12 protein-coding genes are annotated in these 16,885 nt (G+C 46.8%); 5 read left to right on the forward strand and 7 right to left on the reverse strand.

Annotated features, from left to right (window positions below; all coding sequences use genetic code 11):
• Positions 1-97: 97 nt before the first annotated feature.
• Both nspC and NCI00_RS13630 read left to right on the forward strand, forming a co-directional pair.
• Positions 98-1,252 carry a carboxynorspermidine decarboxylase gene (gene nspC, locus NCI00_RS13625; RefSeq protein ID WP_253528439.1) on the forward strand — a complete coding sequence of 385 codons (1,155 nt, stop codon included), beginning with the start codon at positions 98-100 and terminating at the stop codon, positions 1,250-1,252.
• Positions 1,253-1,388: 136 nt separating this feature from the next.
• Positions 1,389-1,799, forward strand: coding sequence for an RrF2 family transcriptional regulator (locus tag NCI00_RS13630; protein WP_114463675.1), 411 nt, complete (start codon positions 1,389-1,391; stop codon positions 1,797-1,799).
• Between the two features lie 2 nt (positions 1,800-1,801).
• Here the strand turns inward: NCI00_RS13630 and uvrA are convergent, their stop codons facing one another.
• The gene (gene uvrA, locus NCI00_RS13635) at positions 1,802-4,663 is read right to left on the reverse strand and encodes an excinuclease ABC subunit UvrA (RefSeq protein WP_253528934.1); all 2,862 of its coding nucleotides are present in this window, start codon (positions 4,661-4,663) and stop codon (positions 1,802-1,804) included.
• A gap of 297 nt (positions 4,664-4,960) precedes the next feature.
• On the opposite strand from uvrA, the gene NCI00_RS13640 reads away from it, so the two are divergent.
• From NCI00_RS13640 to NCI00_RS13650, 3 genes are all read left to right on the forward strand, one after another.
• Positions 4,961-6,280 (forward strand): Gfo/Idh/MocA family protein, encoded by a 1,320-nt coding sequence (locus NCI00_RS13640; protein ID WP_253528441.1) that lies wholly within the window; start codon positions 4,961-4,963, stop codon positions 6,278-6,280.
• A 95-nt stretch (positions 6,281-6,375) separates the two neighbouring features.
• Positions 6,376-7,437, forward strand: a complete 1,062-nt coding sequence (locus NCI00_RS13645; protein WP_166556654.1) for a 6-bladed beta-propeller — start codon at positions 6,376-6,378, stop codon at positions 7,435-7,437.
• Positions 7,438-7,622: 185 nt separating this feature from the next.
• The gene (locus tag NCI00_RS13650; RefSeq protein ID WP_253528443.1) at positions 7,623-8,375 is read left to right on the forward strand and encodes a hypothetical protein; all 753 of its coding nucleotides are present in this window, start codon (positions 7,623-7,625) and stop codon (positions 8,373-8,375) included.
• Between the two features lies 1 nt (position 8,376).
• Here NCI00_RS13650 and NCI00_RS13655 read toward each other — a convergent pair whose 3' ends face one another.
• From NCI00_RS13655 to NCI00_RS13680, 6 genes are read right to left on the reverse strand one after another with little or no spacing between them, the layout of a single operon-like run.
• A complete protein-coding gene (locus tag NCI00_RS13655; RefSeq protein ID WP_253528445.1) occupies positions 8,377-9,357 on the reverse strand; it encodes a 3-oxoacyl-ACP synthase III family protein in 981 nt (326 codons plus the stop codon).
• The gene (locus NCI00_RS13660; RefSeq protein WP_256498257.1) at positions 9,354-10,652 is read right to left on the reverse strand and encodes a F390 synthetase-related protein; all 1,299 of its coding nucleotides are present in this window, start codon (positions 10,650-10,652) and stop codon (positions 9,354-9,356) included. The genes NCI00_RS13655 and NCI00_RS13660 overlap by 4 nt, the downstream gene beginning before the upstream one ends.
• Before the next feature lie 39 nt (positions 10,653-10,691).
• Positions 10,692-11,561, reverse strand: a complete 870-nt coding sequence (locus NCI00_RS13665) for an MBL fold metallo-hydrolase (RefSeq protein ID WP_253528450.1) — start codon at positions 11,559-11,561, stop codon at positions 10,692-10,694.
• Positions 11,537-12,535, reverse strand: a complete 999-nt coding sequence (locus tag NCI00_RS13670; RefSeq protein WP_253528452.1) for an NAD-dependent epimerase/dehydratase family protein — start codon at positions 12,533-12,535, stop codon at positions 11,537-11,539. Before NCI00_RS13670 ends, NCI00_RS13665 begins: the two co-directional genes overlap by 25 nt.
• An 8-nt stretch (positions 12,536-12,543) precedes the next feature.
• Entirely contained in the window at positions 12,544-14,466 is a 1,923-nt protein-coding gene (locus NCI00_RS13675) for a hypothetical protein (protein ID WP_253528453.1), read from the reverse strand.
• A gap of 5 nt (positions 14,467-14,471) precedes the next feature.
• Positions 14,472-16,844 carry an ELWxxDGT repeat protein gene (locus NCI00_RS13680; RefSeq protein ID WP_253528456.1) on the reverse strand — a complete coding sequence of 791 codons (2,373 nt, stop codon included), beginning with the start codon at positions 16,842-16,844 and terminating at the stop codon, positions 14,472-14,474.
• Between the last annotated feature and the right edge of the window lie 41 nt (positions 16,845-16,885).

Raw genomic sequence — 16,885 nt, forward strand, 5'->3', positions numbered from 1 at the left:
CAGCCAGAATATAACTGAATTAACAAACGAACTCTCCCAATTAAATGTTTCCTTCACGATTTACTTACCTTTGCACCCTCATTTATTATTTAGAATCATGCCCATTGACTTTGCACAAATTCCATCGCCTTGTTTTGTTTTGGAAGAACGTCTTCTACGCCAAAACCTCCAACTTATCCGTCAGGTCATGGATGAGGCTGGATGCCAAATTATATTGGCACTGAAAGGCTTTTCTATGTATAGCGCATTCCCCATTGTGGGCGAGTATCTGCCAGGGGCCACCGCAAGCTCACTCAATGAAATAAAGCTTATCAATGAATATTTAGGCTATCGGGCGCACACCTACATCCCCGCTTATCAGGATGAAGAGTTTGGGGAAGTATTGGAACGCAGTAGTCACCTCACTTTCAATTCATTATCTCAGTGGGAGCGGTTTAAACAACGCGTCAACGACTATAATCAAACTCACCCTGAAAAAACTGTTTCGTGCGGAATCCGAGTGAACCCTCAGTATTCTGAAGTGGAAACCGACATGTACAACCCCTGTGTTCCTGGGTCTCGTTTAGGGGTAACACGCAGTCATTTTGGAGATACACTGCCCACAGGAATCGAAGGGATTCACTTTCATACACTTTGCGAAAATGGCTCCGACGTACTAGAGCGTACCCTCGAAGCCCTCGAAAGCCGCTTTGGCGACCTGCTCCACCAAGCCAAGTGGCTCAATATGGGCGGCGGGCATCTTATGACCCGCGAAGGCTACGATATACCCAAACTTATCTCACTCGTAAAAGCAATAAAGGAAAAATACAATCTGGATGTCATTTTAGAGCCAGGGTCAGCCATTGCGTGGCGAACCGGGTATTTGGTATCGACCGTGTTGGATATGGTAGAAAGCCAGGGAATCGAGGTTGCCATCTTAAATACTTCTTTTGCCGCCCACATGCCCGACACCCTCGAAATGCCTTACAAACCGCGCATATTGGGTGCCTATCACGAACCAGTAGCCGATAAACCTACCTACCGACTAGGCGGTATGACCTGCCTCGCAGGCGATTTTATGGGCGACTATTCGTTTGACGAACCTTTAAAAATCGGAGATACGCTGGTCTTTGATGACATGATTCACTATACAATGGTGAAAACTACCACCTTCAACGGTGTCAATCTTCCTTCCATCGGCATTTGGCAGGCCAATGAGCGCTTCAAATTGGTAAAGACGTTTGGGTATGAAAGTTTTAAAGATAGACTTTGATATCGTAAGCAAATTGATAGACAAGGCGGGGTAGTTTTTAAAAAATTAGCTTTTCGTATATAATATATTAAATTAATCGAGTAAATTTGTTTATGCCTCTCTCTTATAACCTTTTACTCAATAGTGTGCTAGTGCTATGATCTCAAAGAAAGCAAAATATGCCCTTAAAGCACTCAAAGTGCTGACCGAAGAATTCGGAAAAGGTCCCGTTCTCATTTCGCACATTGCGGAACGTGAAAATATCCCAAAAAAATTCTTGGAAGCTATTCTTTTAGAGCTGCGTAACCACGGGATTCTGTCCAGCCAAAAAGGAAAAGGTGGCGGGTATTTATTACGCGTGGAACCTGCAAGAGTCAATTTCGCCCAGGTCATCAGGGTAATTGACGGCCCTATTGCGCCAACACCCTGTGTATCGCTTCATTTTTATGTCAAGTGTGATGACTGCGTCGATGAAGCCACCTGCGCTCTGCGCCCCGTAATGGAGCAAGTGAGAGATGCCAACTTAGGAGTCTACGAAGGCACTACTTTGCAGATTTTTGTCAAATAGGCCTACATCCTCATTTTTTCTTCCAAAAACACCGCAGTGTAATTGTCCGAAAGCTTCACCATTTCTTCGGGTGTTCCCTCGAAGGTGACATAGCCTCCCGCTTCGCCACCTTCGGGGCCCATATCAATAATCCAATCTGCCGATTTAATCACCTCAACGTTGTGCTCAATCACAATCACGGTATCACCTTGGTTTACCAACGCATTGAGCGCTTTCAGGAGTTTTTGTATATCATGAAAATGCAGGCCAGTGGTGGGCTCATCAAAAATAAACAAGGAGCGTCCTTGATTGGGGTTTGATTTGCTCAAAAAGAAAGCCAGTTTTACGCGCTGCGCCTCCCCTCCCGAAAGCGTGTTGGACGATTGACCTAGTTTTACGTAGCCGAGGCCCACTTCCTGAAGCGGCAAAAGGCGGTCAGCGAGTTTGGGTTCATCGGCCCTGAAAAAGCTGATGGCTTCATCAATGGTCATATCCAAAATATCGGCAATGTCAGCCGAGCCTTGGTCGGGACGTTGGTACCGAACATCCAAAATCTCCTGTTTGAATCGTTTTCCGCCGCAGGCTTCGCATTTGAGGTAAATATCGGCCATGAACTGCATTTCAATCTTCACTTGCCCTTCTCCTTGGCAGGTTTCACAGCGGCCTCCCTCGATATTAAAAGAAAAATGAGAGGGTTTATAGCCCCGCGCTTTGGCCAAGGGCACCTCACTCATCATCTGTCTTATGTAATCGTAAGCCTTGATATACGTAACGGGATTGGAGCGCGACGACTTGCCGATGGGGTTTTGGTCTACCATCTCAAGATTGTCAATGCGGTCCAAACTTCCCGTCAGATTAGTGTACTTTCCTGCTTCTTCGTTGTATTCTCCCTTTTGGCGGGCCAAGGCTGGAAATAAGATTTTTCGAACAAGCGTCGATTTACCAGAACCTGATACGCCCGTTACTACCGTAAACGTCCCAAGCGGGAACTTTACGTCTACGTCTTTGAGGTTATTTTCCCGCGCTCCCGTGAGTTCAAGCCAATGGGTTGCCTTTCGGCGAAAAGTAGGTACAGGAATTTTATCTTCACCCCTCAGGAATCGTATGGTATGAGAATGAATGCCTTCAATAGGGTTCAGAATATCCTCCCAGCTTCCCTGCCATACCACTTCGCCCCCTAAATTTCCAGCGTCGGGGCCAATGTCAATGATTTGGTCAGCGGCGCGCATTACTTCTTCTTCATGCTCTACCACAATCACCGTGTTGCCCATGTCGCGCAGAGATTCCAGCACGCCTACTAGCTTGCGGGTATCGCGCGGGTGAAGCCCAATACTCGGCTCGTCCAAAATATACATCGAGCCAACCAGTGCGCTGCCCAGAGACGTGGCCAATTTTATCCGCTGAAATTCTCCTCCTGAAAGCGAATTTGTCAAACGATTGAGCGTTAAGTAGCCCAATCCGACGCGTTCCATGTATTCCAAACGGTTTTCTATTTCAATTAAAATACGTTTGGCAATGCTAAATTGATAATCAGGCAACGAAAGGTTCTTAAAAAACTGCAACACCTCACTAATGGGCAACAACACCAAATCAGTAATGGAAACACCACCCATCTTTACATACCCCGCATCTTTGCGCAAGCGCGAACCACGGCACTCTGGACAAGTAGTACGACCACGGTAGCGGGATAGCATGACGCGGTATTGGACCTTGTGGGTTTGCGATTCGAGGTGTTCAAAAAATGCGGTTAGCCCTTCAAAATACGTATTTCCCGTCCAGAGGATGTCTTTTTGCTCTTGGGTCAGGTCTTTATAGGCCCGGTGAATAGGAAAATCAAAACGAATACCGTGGCGCAGAAGAGGCGCTAGCCACTCGGCCATTTTTTCGGTTCGCCAAGGGGCAATTGCTCCTTCAAATACCGAGAGGTTTTTGTCGGGAATAATCAAATCAGGGTCCAACCCCAACACTTTTCCAAAACCTTCGCAACGTTTGCAGGCCCCATAAGGGTTATTGAAACTAAAAAGATTGACCGTAGGCTCTTCAAACTTCATTCCGTCGAGTTCAAACTTATCCGAAAACGCCCGGCGCTCCCCTCCTATCACGTCGACAATACACAGGCCTTCTCCCTCGAAAAAAGCCGTTTGTACCGAATCTGACAACCGAAACTGCGTATCTTCATCGTCGTGTTTGACCGAAGCCCGGTCGATAAGAATAAAAAAATCAGCGGCAGAAAACGCGGCATACTCCTTAGTTTCTATCAATTCCTCAATAGATTTCGTTTCCTGATTGACAACGACCCTTGTGTATCCCTTCGAGAGTAAAATACTTAATTCTTGGGCTAGGCTTCTCTCTTCCTTCACAATCAAGGGTGCCAACACCATCACACGCGTACCTTCTTCGTGGTGCAGCATAAAATCAACCACGTCGGTCACGGTATCTTTTCGTACGGGCAAGCCCGAAATGGGCGAATAAGTAACCCCCACCCGCGCAAAAAGCAGCTTAAGATAATCATAAATCTCGGTGGTAGTACCTACGGTAGAGCGCGGGTTTCGGGTATTGACCTTTTGCTCAATAGCCACCGCTGGCGACACGCCCTTGATATAATCTACTTCGGGTTTTTCCATTCGCCCCAAAAACTGACGCGCATAGCTACTCAAACTTTCGACGTACATGCGCTGCCCTTCGGCAAAAAGCGTATCAAAAGCCAATGACGACTTTCCACTCCCCGATACCCCGGTGACCACAATCAATTTATTGCGGGGAATAGCAACATCAATGTTTTTAAGGTTGTTGACGCGAGCGCCTTTAATGATAATGTATTGCTTCGGATTGAGGGTTTCGAAGTCTATTTCGGAAGTATTTTGTTGGTTTTCGGCTACGTTCATGCGGCTGATTGCTAAAGGCACAAAGTTAGGGAATGCCCCTTCATTTACTAACCGTAGTTTTTAAAAAATGGTTTGTTTTTGGTCGAAAACTGTTGGCTCCCATTGCTTTAAAACACAGGTATTTCTCCCCACATTTAAACAGTCAAAACAATCGCTTTCTACGCTCATCGCTTTGGGTAGAAAATCCGCTTGAAATGCTTGATAGGTTGTATTTCCATCTGGCTGCTATTCACAATCGGTTGCTGTTTTCCAAAATTGATTCTTCCTGTATTTCACCGTTAAAAATAATTCAAATCAATGAACCGCAGAAAATTCTTAGAACAGACCACACAGCTTTCGGTGGCAGCGGGCGCCTTTGTACAAAGTATTGAAACCCGTGCCACGAACCATGTGCGTAAGTCGGCCAATGAAAAAATCGTTATTGGTGTCATTGGTTGCAATAATATGGGTAACGGAATCATGAATCACGCCCTCAACCAACCGAATGTGGAGTGCGCGGCAATTTGTGATATTGATACCAACATTGGCAACAAACGCGCCGATGAAGTAATGCGTAAGCAGGGAAAACGACCCCAACTGTACGGGGATTTTAGGAAATTATTGGAAAACAAAGACATCGACGCGGTCATTATCGCTACGCCCGACCATTGGCATTGCCTCCCCATGGTTGAAGCCTGTCGGGCGGGCAAAGATGTGTACGTAGAAAAACCACTGGCCAATTCAATCGGCGAATGTAACGTGATGGTAAAAGCAGCGCGGCGCTACAATCGTGTAGTACAAGTCGGGCAACAACAACGTAGCGGAGAGCATTGGCAAAGTGCGATGCAATTTATCCATTCAGGGGGCATCGGCACGCTGCGGAAAGTACACAGTTGGGCCAATTTTAACTATGCAATCGGCTCTCGAATCGTGCCCGACGAACCAGTCCCCGCCCATATTGATTTCAATCAATGGCTAGGCCCTGCACCCCTGCGTACCTACAACCGAACCCGACACCACGGTTCGTGGCGTTTTTTTTGGGATTACGGCGGTGGCCTCATGACCGATTGGGGCGCTCACCTGTTGGACATTGCGCTGTGGGCCAAAAACATCAAAACGCCGCCGCTGTCGGTCGCTGCTTCGGGCGGCAATTTTTATTCGCCCGACTTTGCCCACGAAGCGTTTGATACCTTGAGTGTAATGTACCAACTTCCCGATTATACCATTTCGTGGGAACAAACCGCTGGCACCCAAAACGGCCCTTATGGGCGCTCTTATGGGCTGGCTTTTATCGGCAATGACGCCACGCTCGTGATAGACCGGGGCGGTTGGGAGCTGTTTCCAGAAATTGACAAAGGCGGGTATAAAGTGCCCGCAATTCCCAAACGAAGCGGCAAAGAAACGCACGAAGAGCATGTAAAAAACTGGCTAGAATGCATCAGAACCCGCAAAGAAACGAATTGCCCCATCGAAAACGGCCGATTGGTTGCCTTGTATGCTCACGCAGGCAACATCGCATTGCGCACCAATTCGCGCCTGGAATGGAATGAAGCGGCGCAATCGTTCGGCAAAAATAAAGCCGCCAATGCCCTCATTACCCCCACTTACCGTGCCCCTTGGGAATTTCCCCAAATATAAACTGTGTTTCAATCTGTTCATTACAAAGCATATATCCATAAAGAAGTAAAAAAAGCAGCCTCTGCCCTTTTTGCTAAAAAAGCACATTCTAAACCATGAACCTTTCCACTTCCCGTCGCGATTTTGTCAAAACCGCCGCTACCACGTTGCTGGCCCCTTCTATTATCACTTCGGTGAACGCCCAACCGGCCGACGGCATCATCGGCCACGGGTCACACCGCTATAAAATCAATGCCGATTGGGGTAAATTAGACTCCTCAAAATTTCCCGTCAAAAACTGCCATGAAATGGTCATGGACAGCAAAGGACGGCTTATTATGGTCACGGATGAAACCAAAAACAACATTTTGGTGTACGACCGTTCTGGCAAACTGCTAGACAGCTGGGGGCATGAATACCCTGGCGGACACGGCCTTACGCTCTGGAATGCCAACGGCGAAGAGTTTCTGTTTATCTGTGACCCCAACTCCAACCGCGTTACCAAAACCGACATCAACGGAAAAGTAATTTTCACCATTGAGCACCCGTCCAAAGTTGGCGCTTACAAACCCGAAGAAAAATTCCTGCCTACCGAAACTACGGTTGGGCCCAACGGGGACATTTATGTAGCCGACGGGTATGGTTCACAGTGGATTTTACAATATAGCTCTAAGGGCGAATTTATCCGTAAATTCGGTGGCCCCGGCGACGGCGACGACCAATTTGCCACCGCCCATGGTATCACGGTAGATTACCGAAATAAAGCAAACCCCACGTTGCTCATCACCTCACGGGTGCATAATTCGTTCAAACGTTTCACATTGGACGGCAAATATTTATCGACCATTTTCCTCCCCGGCGCGTTCGTTTGTCGCCCCGTGATTCACGGAGACCATTTGTTTGCGGGCGTTTGCTGGTCGCGTTTGCGCTACATGAACCAAACCAACAACTCGGGTTTCGTCACGATTTTGGACAAAAACGACAAAGTAGTTTCAAACCCGGGCGGCACCAAACCCGAATACCGCGACGGAAAACTTCAGATGATGGTTCAGGATGCGGCGGCAGTAGGTGGCATATTGATGCACTGCCATGATGTATGCGTAGACAATGACGAGAACATCTACATTTGCCAATGGAACGCCAAACAAACGTATCCCGTCAAATTGTCGAGAGTATAATTTTGGTTTTATAATTAAAATAACAGAAAATGGGCCGTGGATAATTCTGCGGTCCATTTTCTGTTTAGAAAGGAAATGTGGCAATATTGGGGAAATAGTTCTACACCAAGAAGGGTTAGCATGATATTTTTAAGTTAATTTTCGGGAATTTTTATTCTCACCGAACGTACAAAAAACTACATGCTATGAAATTTTTGCTTACCGCATTTTTGATGGGTCTTTCTCTTATCTTACAAGCCCAATGCCGTCCTGCTACCGCTGCTGAAAATGCCGCCTACGAACGGGTAGTCAAAGAACTCCAACGCCAATTTACCAACGTCACTCCCAACGGAAGCTGGCGGGTTTTTGACGAAAAACATTCAATAGGCAACTTGGAAGTAACCTCAGAATGGGGCGGGTTTACCCACCTCTGCACCGACCGTTATGACCTCATCATGGAAAACAGCGAGCTGGCCGTGGTTCGGAAAGCCGAACTGGATACCGTCAAAGCCGCGCCCACCGTACCTACTTCTCTATACGTACACCGCGATACGATGTACAAAGAAAATCCAAATGCAATTGTGCAACGCGCCAGAGATACCTACTCGGTGAGTGTTGAAATGAACCTTGGCAACTATCGCCTACAACACCTCGAAAGTGCCCGAATTGTCGAGAATACCCAAGCCATTTCCGTACCCAACAGTCCCGTAGCGCTTGAAGTACGTCTCAAGCCCGATTTACAGGGGGCAATCGGCCGTCAGGAAACCGTCATTTTATTGGGTGGATGGAATCCCCAACTCATCAAAAATGGACAGGATACGCGCTATCAACCCAAGTTTAAGAAAGGTGGTAAACTAGTGGAAAATATCGTAGTCACAATTACGGCACCCGTCGACATCGCTCGTCAGATAGTTGCAAAAATCGACTGGAAAGCGATTGATGGGGTTTTGTTGAAATAACTCAAAACCGAATCGTCAAAGCACCCAGCGATAGCCCCGCCGCACTGCCGATAAGCAGGATTTTATGGTCCGACAAATCCTTTTTTTGTTGGACCAAATCGCACAACCCTAAAGGAATAGAAGCCGAAATACAGTTGCCATAATGGGCCAATGTATTAATTAAACAGTGCTCGTTTAGGTAGTATTGTTTGGCAAAAATCTCATTTCCAAACCGACTGGTTTGGTGCGGAATAACGTAATCGTATTCTGTCAAGGCCAGCCCCGAAAGCTGCTCATATTGGGATAGAAACGGCTTCAATTCTTGCAAAGTGAGCGAAATAAGGCGTTTCCCATCCATTCTGAAATAAAATGATTCTTCAGGTGTATCGGCCGCCATACCACGATTTACGCTTCCGCCCGTGGGTATCCAAGCCAAATCGGCGCCTTCGGGATTGTTGATAAAATAGGGAAAAACGGGCTCATAACCCTCGTCACTTTTGCTCAAAATAACCGCCACCGCAGCATCGCCCAATAATCCATACGTTTTGGGGTCTTGGGGATTCAGCGCGCGCGAAGCCAACTCAGCAGATACGATGGCAATGGTGCGCACGGCGTTGCGTTGGAAATACAAATGCGCAATATCGAGTGCATTCAAAAAACTCAGGCAGGTGGAATCCACGTCAAAACAAGGAAATTTAGCCGTTGTCCCCAACGCTTTTTTGATACGCCCTGCATTGTGCGGAATGGGGTAATCGTAGGAGGCCCCCGCGTAAATCAACAAATCTAGGGTATCGACCGACAGGCTAGCAGCAGTCAGGGCCTTCTGTAAGGCCGTAGCCGCCATCGAAGCCACGGTTTCGTCGGTTGCTGCCCAATGCCTCGTTTTTACGCCCGCATTTTTTTCAATCCAGCCCGCAGAAAGACCCAGTTTCTCCTCCAATTGCGCACTTTCAATGGCAACTCCAGGCAGGTATTTCTCAATGGCTTGAATCTGAATTTTCATAGAATTTTCTTAAACGTACGCACTACACGGCGATGTTTTGCACCTTTCTCATTTACTTTTTCTTCGGTAAAAACAACCACGGTATTTTTTATACCCTGCCCTTCCAACACCTCCAAAATAGCCGTTTCTATTAACTGGCTGACCATTGCTTTATTTTTCGGTTCTGTTTCTACCGCCACTTCTATCCTATCTGCGGTCACTTGCCTAATACTGTAATGACTAAAATCGTCGGTGGCGCGGGCAATTTTTCGTACCAGCGTATCGGGGAATATTGAAATTATTTTTCCTTCTTGGTCAAACAGAAGCACATCATCCATTCTACCTTCGATGCGCTCAATGCCCATCATCGCCGACCCGCAAGGGCAAGGCATAGTACGTTCAGCCAGAATATCCGTCATTTCGTACCGAATAATGGGCTGCGAAGTACGCGTAAAATCCGTTACGATGGGAATAAACCGATATTTGCTCACGTATTTTTTTTCAAAAATGGCCACATCTTCGTTGAGGTGCATCGTTCCGTGCGCACAACTTACCCCCAAAAAACCTTCGGTGCATTGATACACTTCAGTGATTTTAAGGTCAAACACGCGCTCAATCACCGTGCGGTCGTCATCATGCAGCACTTCGGCAAAAGAAATAATTTGGTGAGGCGTAATGCTGAGATTCCCTGCCTGCTGCGCCTCGGCCAAATACCGTAAAAGAGACGGTTGAGCGGCAACAATATCGGGCTTTAGGAGGTCTAGCTCGGCCACCAGTTCTTCGGTCTTTCTAAAAATATCAAAGAAGTAAAACGCCAACACCGAAGATTGGACCGAGCTGTACAAATTGCTGTTGGCCCGCAGGAAAAACGCCACTTTTTGACGCTTAAAAATCGACCATTTCACCACGCGGTGGAGCACCATCGCTACCCACTGCGCTCGCTCAATCTTGGAGGCCAGAAACAGCCCTCGCTTCCCGCTTGTTCCCGTCGATAGCCCTACCGTAATACCGTTAAGCTCCGACGCAAAATCGCGGCTTTCTTCCGCTTGGAGTGCTATCTTCATTGCCTCTTCTTTGCGTATTGCTACGGTGTTTATTTCATCAAAATGTTCCATAAACAACTCTTTACGCATCAGTGGAATTTGGTCTAGGGAAACATTTAAATAGGGGCGATAAAAAGTGGATTTAGGCAGTATAGTCTGGGCAAAACGATGCCAACTCCGTTGTTGAAAACGTTGTAGCTGCGCTCGATTTCGGAACAAGCCACGCAGCTTAATTTTAGCCAAAAAATAAATAATTTGAAGTTTGAAAAACATAGGTATCAATAAAACAGCCTCAGCAAGGCTCGAAAGTTTTCAAGAATTGAATGAGGGAATATAATTCAGCGTTTCGGGACAATGTGTAAAAAGCAGTCGATGCGTGGGGAAGGTTTGCTGATAGTTGCGCAGGGCCGAAAACGTAGTTTTATAAGCCGCCCAATCGTCAAAAAATAGTTTTACGGTGGGGCTTGGTAAAATGCCCGCGTCCAGAGCGCTTTTGCGCCACGCAGCATCGGTGGCAAAAAATAACGTATGGTCAGCCGTGTGAATACGAATACCCAGCTGCCCACGCGCATGTCCTGGTAGCTGCGCCAATTCAACCGAACCATCCCCAAACACATCCTGAAATTGAAGGCTAGTCGGCTCATCGGGATTCTGCATTATGGCTTTATTTGAGATTACAGAATCCTCCGTTATTATCCGCGCCCTCTCTCTCAAATCATTCGGAATCAGCGCCTTTACTATCCCGTGCCTGACCGCCCCCAAACCCTTCACCGACAACACTTGTTGCATAGCAGCCGAATGACAGACAATGGGTATTTTCGGAAAATCCAACATTCCCGCCACGTGGTCGGCGTGAAAATGCGAGATAATCATTCCGCTCAAATCCGACGGTTTGATGCCCACCTGCGCCAATTGCGCCATTGCCGTTTCTTCATTCTTAATAAAAGCTGGGGTAGCCCAGCCGTAAAATTTATCAGGAAAATGCCGTGTTGCTTCCAGAAATCGGGGAGCATATCCCGTATCAAACACATAAAGTCCGTGCCGTGGGTGTTCAATCAACATCCAAACAGCATAAAAACGGGCCTTTCCCCGACCGTTTTTGGGGTCCACAATCCGATCATGGGCGGTGCAATACCCCGACGCAAAGAGGCGATAACTTACGGTTGTTGGGTTCGATACCATTCAATAAACTCGACAATTCCTTCCCGAGTAGTTTGTACAGGGTGATAATTCAACAAGGTTTGTGCTTTGGAAATATCCATAGTCAGCGATTTTGCCAATACGCCAATGCCATACCGCGTCAGCGTAGGCTCAGGGCCGCTGGTAAGTTGGGCTTTCAGCTCCATCAATCGGGCCGCTGCATCGGCTATTGCCAAGGGCACGTGTTTTGTTACGGGCCTCAGGCCAAGTTGTTTGAGTAAAAAAATGATTTCTTTCCACAAATTGACCGGCTCTCCATTTGTGATATTGTATGCTTGCCCCCAAGCCTCCACGGGAGCTTTAAATGCACAATTCACGGCCTCAATAACGTTCAGTGCCGTGGTCAAATCCACGATATTTTGGCCGTTGCCAATGATTTTTAGGCGACCGCTTTCGTAGGCTTTCAATAATCTAGGAAAGATAACGGTATCTTCCGCCCCGATGATGGCACGCGGGCGCAAGGCAATGGTTTGAAAAAAGGGAGAATGTTGGCTCAATACTTCCTGCTCAGCTTCCCATTTGGTGGCGGCGTATTCATTGACCATTTTGGTAGGCAACGGGTCGCTTTCCGAAACATTCAATCGGTGCCGAGCGTTAAAATAAATGCTCGGTGTAGAGATAAAAATAAACTTTTTAACGCCCGTTTTTTGGGCTGCTTTCAACAGATTTTGGGTAACAATGACGTTAGCTTTTACGAATTCTTCACGCTTGCCCCACGGCGCCGACAACGCGGCACAATGCACAACCGCTTCGGTTTCAGCGAGCAACGTTTCACAAAAATCAACGTCTAATAAATCTCCCGCTTCATAACAACACCCCTGCCTTTCAAATTCGACTATCCGCTCGGTGCGCCGGCCCGTTCCCACCACCCTTTGTGCGCTCTTTCGATGCGTAAGGTGTTTTAACAAACGCCCACCTAAAAAACCTGATGCTCCAGTGATAACGATTTTTTGCATTCACGAAGCTAAATCTTAAAAATCGAATATGCTAGATTTCGGGTAGAAGATACATCAAAGACATGGACAGTATCCGTTTTTGGCACCCTCACTCGAACTTTGTAGTTGAGGACACCCGTGGGGAGTTTTCCTGCCAAATGCGTAAATAGAAAGGTTTTTTGTTGCTCATTATAAGAGCCCATTACCATCGGAAAAGGTAGATTATTTTGAAAAAAACCGCCCATCCACCAGCCGTTATAGTGGGCTTCATACGGTTTTTTGGCATATCCTCCTTCTATCCAAGTAGCGCCTCCATCCATACTTACATCGGTAAAGACCAAGGTATGATTTTCGATATGCGTTTTGTAGGGGGCTATTTTTTTTTGCGCCAAAATAATGCTTTCCCTAACCATCGGATTCACCTTGCCTACGGTATTGGCTTCCCAATTCACGACACCGTAGTTTTGTAAATTGGCAAAACCTACAACGGCGTCGTAGATTCGCTGTTCAAAAATATCGGTCGTTGCCAATGAATAAGGGCTAAAGTTGTAGGTTCGGGGAGTGGGTTCCCAATTGATAAAACCAAGTTTAGTCGGTTCAAGATAGCGGGCACAATAAATGGTATTCCAAATCAGCAGCAGAAAATGGTCGTCGGTCTGCCAGACGAGTTCGGGCGACGTCGTTGTCAGCTCTAGAGTGTGCGTACCTACGGGAAAATTAGCTTCGGCAAACCCACGCCAATGCTGAAACGTAACCCGGTAAGCTTGGTTTGCCGCCCGCAGGCTTCCATCTTGGGCATGAAGCGTAACGCGCACACGGCGGTTTCCGGTGGTGGTATCTACACCAATATCAACAATGTGGTAACGCGTAGGAGCCCCAGGCGTTACGTTGGTTTTAGGGGGATTTTTTAATCGAATTATGTCTGTATTTACCCATTGTTTGTACTGAGAGTCGTATTGCAAGATAGCCCACATCGCAAACTGCTGCACAAAATCCCAGCCTTCCATGTAATTCAACTCCTCATTTACGGCCCGATTATTGAATTTATTTCGCAAATTCCAGATAGGATTGTTGGCGGTGTTGTACGTAACATTTCCATTATCATCGAATTGTCTAAAAATAAAAGGATCTGCCTGATTGACGGGACCCGCGCCATATTGCCAAATCTTTGAGTTGTTGCTATAATACCGTGTTTTGTAAAACAATTCGGTAAACACATAACTCCAACGATGCTGTACGTAGTCAAAAAATTGGGAATCGGTCAAGTCTTTAAAGGCAGGGTCTGTGCCTCCGTTGAAGGCATGGCGGTATTTTCCATTGTCCCATACCTGCCGGCCTCTGAGAATACTTATCCATTCTGCATTGGAGAACGTTTCAATGTCCCACCGCAAAAAGCCGATTCTGCCATCACCCGCGTATTTTCCTCGGCGATCCAGTTCATGCTCGGTCAGTAAAAAAGGGTTCCATTTACTGGCTTCATTGACGTCGTCAATGGTCACAAAAAGAAAAGGTGCATCAAAGCACTTAAAGCGCTGCCCTTGTGCCGAAAGCAGCCGATTAGGGTCAGGGTTGTAAATAGGGTTTTTAGGAAACGATTCTCCATCAACCGTAAACGCATCCCTAAAAGCCCCTTCATTGATGTCGGTGTATCGATTTTCTTTCGGTTTACCTTCAACGGCGCTACCAAAAAAAGCTTTAAATCCATAATCTCGAAAATCGGTAACATCATCCCAAACGACTTTTTGAGCCTCAAAAAGTTTGAATAAATGCCGAAACGGCTCATTGGAAGCGCTGCTAGACAAATCAAATTTGCCAAGTTTTTGCGTGGGTGTATAACCAGACGGGTATCCACCTTCATCGGGTTCATAGATTACTTCTTTCGGAATTCCTTGACTGTGAGCCACTACCGCCATTAAATGAACCAGCAGCAAAACGTAAATCTTTTTTTTCATGATGATTAAAATCGAATTCCCGTAAAAAGACCATTGTTTACCATCCAAAGCATTTGATCAAGGGCATTCACTTCGCCATCCAAATTAGCGTCGCCGGGCAAATAGCGGGCAAATTGCCCGTTTTGTTCTTGCCAAATGATGACGTCATTGGCATTTACCTCCCCTAGCTTTGTTTTTTGTAAATCTCCCGCATACATCATGTAGCGATTATCAAATCGTTTCTGCCCAATGGATGATATTCCAGGCGGGATGTAAGATTGCTGAATGGTAAAATCATAAAAAAAGTGATCATAAATAAACAGCGCTGGCGTACCCGAAACAATGCCGACGTGGTTGCGGTGTTCAACGGCAACGTAGTAATTGGTGTAGTTTTTTAACTTATCAGGGCACCCAATCACCACACTCAACCCATTTTTTTGTAATACGGCCGCTGCCTTAAAAACCGTTGTGGCGGGGTCATTGGGACTGGTACGTAGCGATACCAAAATCCAATCCGTTGCGTTGGCAGCGTAAGGAGCCGTCGTTTCGGTGCCATTATAATTCCAGGGCGCGCCATAATACGGTTGCCTTGCAGGAGTTGCCACCCCTAAAGCATTAATGGGCGTTTGGCCTGGCAAAAGGCCTTTTTGGTTTAAGGAGGTTGTCATCTGTCCTATTCCTTTTTGATAGGGTCCTTCCAATAAAAGATATAAGCTGCCCACACTTTCAGGAAACGGAATGGTTCTGACGGTTACTTTGGCGGTACTGGTACAGCCTGATGTCATCTGTGCCGTAACATAAAAATCGGTAACGGCGCTAGTAAGCAGTGCATTTTCAGGGTTATCCACAATGGTACCTGTTACACTCCCCTGCCGCCATACCATCGAGACAAAGTCAGCGGAGTTGGTAACCATTTTAGGCAGAGAAAAAGGGCCTTTATGACAAATGGTGGTATCGGCCGTCACTAATTTGACCACTGCACAGGGCACTAATTTCCATATCTCCCCGCCAATCTTCCCATCATCAGCGGTAAAGTATACGGTATCGGCCACCGACATCATATTACTAATTCCACTGCTTGTACTCCCCACCCGCAGTTCTTTCAAAGCAGCAGTCCCCGCCTCTTTTCCGTCTGATTTCCAAAGCTCTTGGCCTTTCTCTCCGTCGTTTGCGGAAAAATACACGATTCCTTTTCCATCGGTAAAAAACAGGGGGTTACTCGCGGAGGCTCCGCCACCAAGGGCAATTTTTTTCACCATCAACGTACCAGTTCCTGTTCCATCCGACTTCCAAAACTCACGCCCCGTTATCCCATTTATTGCCGAGAAGTACAAAGTGCCGCGTATATTACTAAGGTAATGTGGATTAGAACCTAAGTTACCTGCTTGCATATCTGCCACCAATACAGTTCCAGCGGCGGTACCGTCTGATTTCCAAAGCTCATAGCCGTTGGTTCCGTTATTGGCCGAAAAATACACGAGGCCGTTTAGCTCGGTCAAAAATTGGGGCATCGAGCTTTGGTTACCACTCCAAATATCTTTGACCAGCGTCGTTCCCGCAGCGGTGCCATTCGACCTCCAAAGTTCATAGCCATGGGTCCCGTTGTCGGCCACAAAATACAACGTGCCATTTACGTTGGTAAGATGCTGCGCTGCGCTGCTAGATGGCCCAGCATAAATATCCTTAATCAACGTTGTCCCCGCTTCGGTACCGTCAGTTTTCCAAAGTTCGTAGCCATTTGAACCGTCATCCGCGACAAAATATAAAGCGCCATTTACGTTGGTCAACCCTTGGGGATTACTCCCTCCATTGCCCAGCAGAATGTCTTTTACCAATACGGTTCCCGCTTCGGTGCCGTCAGATTTCCAAAGTTCGCTCCCGTGAACAAGGTCAGTAGCCACAAAATACAACACGCCGTTGACGTTCGTAAAACTTTCTGGCATACTACCCATACTGCCCGGATATATATCTTTTATGCGCACGGTTCCACTTGCAGAGCCATCTGATTTCCAAAGTTCATAACCAAAATTTGACTGGTCGGCGGCAAAATAGAGAAGATTCCCTGCGCTGGTCAATCCATAAGCAGAATAAGGCAAATCGGTTACTTTTATCGTTTCTTTAGCTGTACCATTCGACTTCCAAAGTCCAACGGTAGTGCTGTTTTCTTTGGCCGTAAAAAACAGCGTACCTTTGTGATTCACCAAAAAACGTGGATCACTGCTCAAGGTTGTCCCTGGGCGAATAGGATCAGTAAGGGAATTAATATCTTTGAGAAGAACAGGAGTTTGTGCATACATCACACCCGTAAGAAACAACAACCCGCCGCCGAAAAAACACCGCTTTGACAACAGGTTATTGACCGCGAAAGCCCACAGATGGACGATTTTGTAGATACACATTTTGATTGGCATCGAGTTTCTTGCGCTAACATTTGAATAAA

Source organism: Runella salmonicolor (assembly GCF_024158025.1).
Taxonomy (GTDB): Bacteria; Bacteroidota; Bacteroidia; order Cytophagales; family Spirosomataceae; genus Runella; species Runella salmonicolor.